Source organism: Actinomycetota bacterium (genome assembly GCA_014360645.1).
In the GTDB taxonomy this organism is placed as follows: domain Bacteria; phylum Actinomycetota; class Geothermincolia; order Geothermincolales; family RBG-13-55-18; genus Solincola_B.
Genome location: JACIXD010000028.1, coordinates 1 through 3,437, shown reverse-complemented (window position 1 = coordinate 3,437; position 3,437 = coordinate 1). Strand labels below are relative to the sequence as shown.

4 protein-coding genes and 1 tRNA gene are annotated in these 3,437 nt (G+C 56.6%); 3 read left to right on the top strand and 2 right to left on the bottom strand.

Annotated elements, in window-relative coordinates; genetic code table 11:
- Positions 1–279: 279 nt before the first annotated feature.
- A tRNA-OTHER gene (locus H5T74_14585) sits at positions 280–367 on the top strand.
- 405 nt (positions 368–772) lie between these two features.
- Here H5T74_14585 and H5T74_14580 read toward each other — a convergent pair.
- Both H5T74_14580 and H5T74_14575 read right to left on the bottom strand, forming a co-directional pair.
- Entirely contained in the window at positions 773–1,204 is a 432-nt protein-coding gene (locus H5T74_14580; protein MBC7231601.1) for a CoA-binding protein, read from the bottom strand.
- Between the two features lie 393 nt (positions 1,205–1,597).
- A complete protein-coding gene (locus H5T74_14575) occupies positions 1,598–2,002 on the bottom strand; it encodes a transposase (protein MBC7231600.1) in 405 nt (134 codons plus the stop codon).
- Positions 2,003–2,415: 413 nt separating this feature from the next.
- On the opposite strand from H5T74_14575, the gene H5T74_14570 reads away from it, so the two are divergent.
- On the top strand, positions 2,416–3,045 hold the full coding sequence (locus H5T74_14570) for a helix-turn-helix transcriptional regulator (protein MBC7231599.1): 630 nt from the start codon (positions 2,416–2,418) through the stop codon (positions 3,043–3,045).
- Between the two features lie 243 nt (positions 3,046–3,288).
- The coding region (locus H5T74_14565) for a hypothetical protein (protein MBC7231598.1) at positions 3,289–3,437 on the top strand (149 nt) is incomplete at its 3' end.

Genomic DNA, 3,437 nt, shown 5'->3' with positions numbered 1-3,437 from the left:
TACATGGGCATTTATCCCCTTTGCTTTGTCTTATCAGTGGGGTCTTATGTTTTCAGGCACCTGGAAATGGCAATTATGCTGGGGGTTTATGGGAAAGAGGGGTGTTTATCTCGGAAACTCCTGTCCTAATAGTAATATTCGGTTTGCCTTATAGGACAGTATAATTTCCTAGGATTGTGGCCGAATTGTGGCAAACATAGTGCCAAGTACGGCGAAATGATGAAAAGATTTAATGGTAGTATCTGTTAACTTGCGGTTCAGGAAAGCGCGCAATTACCAGGAAATACCTGTAATCGGGCGAAGAGGTCTCGAAAACCGTTGAGCCCTTCGCGGGGCTCCGTGGGTTCGAATCCCACCCTCTCCGCCAGATTATGTTTGAGATGGCGTATTCCAGAGTAACCTACGCCCTAAGATCGATTCATGAGTGGCTGAAAGGCGTCTGAGATACTATTGGTAAGCCAAGGGTGGACTGTGGGACACCGTCGTTCATGCATACGATACCCAGAAACCCCATTGGTCCATGGTCAAATGGTTTGCAGCTGCTCTTGCAATAAAAAAGGCGTCAAAGCCAATCTATCATTTACCTGAGCTCAAAAGACTTCCGTGTTGAAAGCCCTCAAGAGTCCGGACACCAACCGCTCCGCCAGTTCTATAAGGCCTTCGGCTACCGATGGTCGGGATTGATCGAGGCGGGCTAAAGGAACCATCTCATGCAACAAGACCGCTTTTACGGGAAGCCCATCAGTTTGGCCCGGCATGCGGGGCCAAAGGTCTAATCCTCCGCCGGCTTGCCCCCTCTCTTCATGCGGCGTTCCACCATCACGCACAGGCCGTGAATGGCCTTGATGCCCTGATCTTCGCAGAAGCGGATGGCCTGGGGCGATTCCGCTCCGGGCTGCATCCACGCTCTTTCTATGCCCAAGGCCTTCATCTCGTACAATGTCTGCTCCGTCACGGGGGGAGGGCAGACGAACTCCACCACCTCTGGCTTCTCGGGCAGGGAGGAGAGATCGGGGTAGCATCTCTCCCCGAAGATGTCCTCGTAGTGCGGGTTGACGGGGTAAACGGTGTATCCGCCTTCCTTGAGGTCTTGGTAGACCCGGTAGCCGTACTTGTCCCGGTTGGTGGATACCCCCACCACCGCATATACCCGCGCCGAGAGGAATTCCTCCACCAGGCTCTCGGCGAACTCCTGTTGCTTCATCACCTACCTCCCGGATTCTCGCTCACGCCCCATATCCTCGCTCACCTCCCGTATCCTCGCTCTTGAGTATAACCGGTTCAAGAGATATCACGGGGCAGCCGTAGCGATGAATTACGGGGTAGCCGTAGCGATGACCAAGGCAAGACACTACCTATTCTTTCTTGCTTGCTTAGGTATGTACAATCTTAAATGGCCAGAATATGTTCATTTTTATCTGGCCATTAACACTCATCTCCAAAAATGTGGGTAACCGGCAGGCCATAAGTAAGTCCATAACGTGCACCCCTTTTAGCTGCTGTTATGGGTATCGGGCTTGTGTCGCTGCTCCATCGCTAACCACACTTCTGGGAGAAGGGCCACGTCCCGTCAAGTGGTGTATTAATCACCGCTGTGTCACCCTCTATTGATGGCTGCCTTAACGGCCGCGGGCACCAGCTCCCCCGTCTCCTCTCCATCATCCGCGTGATCGCCCTCGATCATTCCCATGCGCGCCGGAGAATGGGATTCCAAACTCATGCATCTTCTTCCCACCGTCCACTCATGGTGTTGCTCTGACAGCACCGCCCCCACTGGGCGGATAGCGGACGCCCGGTTGGGGAAGATGCCCACCACGTCGGCGCGCCTTCTCGCCTCCCGGTTGAGCCTCTCCAGGGGGTTGTTGGACCAGATCTGGCGCCAGTGGGCCCTGGGGAAGGAGGCAAAGGCCAGGATATCCTCCCCGGCCTCCTCGAGCATCTCCACCGCCTCGGGAAAGCGTGAGGAGAGCTGCTGTACCAACGCATGATGCTGGGCATACACCTCCCATCGTCCGGCTGGGCGAGGATGGTGCGCACACATGTCGCCACGAGGCGATTTTGTCTCCGTGCGATCTAATACGGGCCGGTTGACTATAATGACCTAGCGTTATAAAATGACTCTTGGTCATTCAGTGGGCTGGTTCTGGAGCGAAACTTGCAGCAGGGGAGGAGAAAAGGACAAACAACTGGACGCACCTTGTGGCTTTCCCTTCCCTCGATGCGTTGAGCTTCCGATGATCTGGCGGGAGAGGGTAATATCCTTACAACCGGGTCAGTGCCAAGGTCTGGCCCTTACCGGGTGGGTGACATGGGGGTAGCGGAGAGAAAAGAGCGCGAGAGGCGTGAGCGCGTAAAAACCATCCTTTTCAATGGCCGGCTGGGCATCAATCATGCGGACCTTACCGGGTGGGTGACATGGGGGTAGCGGAGAGAAAAGAGCGCGAGAGGCGTGAGCGCGTAAAAACCATCCTAGCGGCGGCGCGAGACCTCTTCTTCGAGAAAGGTTACCGGGCCACCATGGAGGAGATAGCGGAGCGCGCAGAGCTCTCCAAGGGCACGCTCTACCTCTACTTCAAGAGCAAGGATGAACTCTATATCTCCGTCATCCTGGAGGGTTTCCATCTCCTGGAAGAACGCTTGAAAAGGGAGCTCAAGCGGGCTAAGGGTGTGGAGGACCGCGTACGAGCGATCTACTATGGCTTTATAGACCACTGCCTTGAGAACAGAGCCTATTTCCGCACCACGCAGTATTTCCTCACCGAGGACGCGCGCGCCAACACCTCCCCGGACCTGGTGGAGACCATCAACCGTTCTACCGCGGAGCTCATGCGATACGGCGTGAGGGAGATCGAGGAGGGGATGGAAAAAGGGTTTTTCCGCAGGGAACTCGACCCCGGCGCCATCGCACTGGCGGTCTGGAGGATGGCGACTGGCATACTCGACCTCGCCGTGCTGGAGGGGGACGGCGAGGGGAAAAAGAGACCAATGCAGGATGTCTTCGAAACGGCGATCGAGATGGTGCTGCGAGGGATAAAGGCGGGATAAACGTAACGCCTTGCCCTGAAGAGGGGGTCATGGAGCTGGATCATGAGAAGGTCACGTCCCGGTCGTGTGTGATATGGCCGGGCCGGTGGCCGAGCACCGGCGTGGGTGTTTGGTAAGTAATGGCAGACTCTCTTCTCTCGCGGGGGATGAGTCGAAAGCCGGAAAGGACCGGGTTCACGGATAAGGTATGGGCGGGCCGGTGACCGCCGGCTCCGTTCCGGCCGAGTGATGGAGGTGAGGGTTATGCCGCTCGATCCGCAGGAGGTTTTTCGGGTCATGCAGTGCGCCTGGCGCAACGGCGTGCTGGACAAGTTCATGGTCATCCAGGGGGAGGCCCTGGAGGGGGTGATGGCGGACACGGGCATGAACCTGGGGGACCTCCTCAACCGCCT

Coding starts and splice junctions, on each gene's coding strand:
- H5T74_14580 (MBC7231601.1), bottom strand. CDS start 1,204: ATGAAGCAACAGGAGTTCGCCGAGAGCCTGGTGGAGGAATTCCTCTCG.
- H5T74_14570 (MBC7231599.1), top strand. CDS start 2,416: ATGGGGGTAGCGGAGAGAAAAGAGCGCGAGAGGCGTGAGCGCGTAAAA.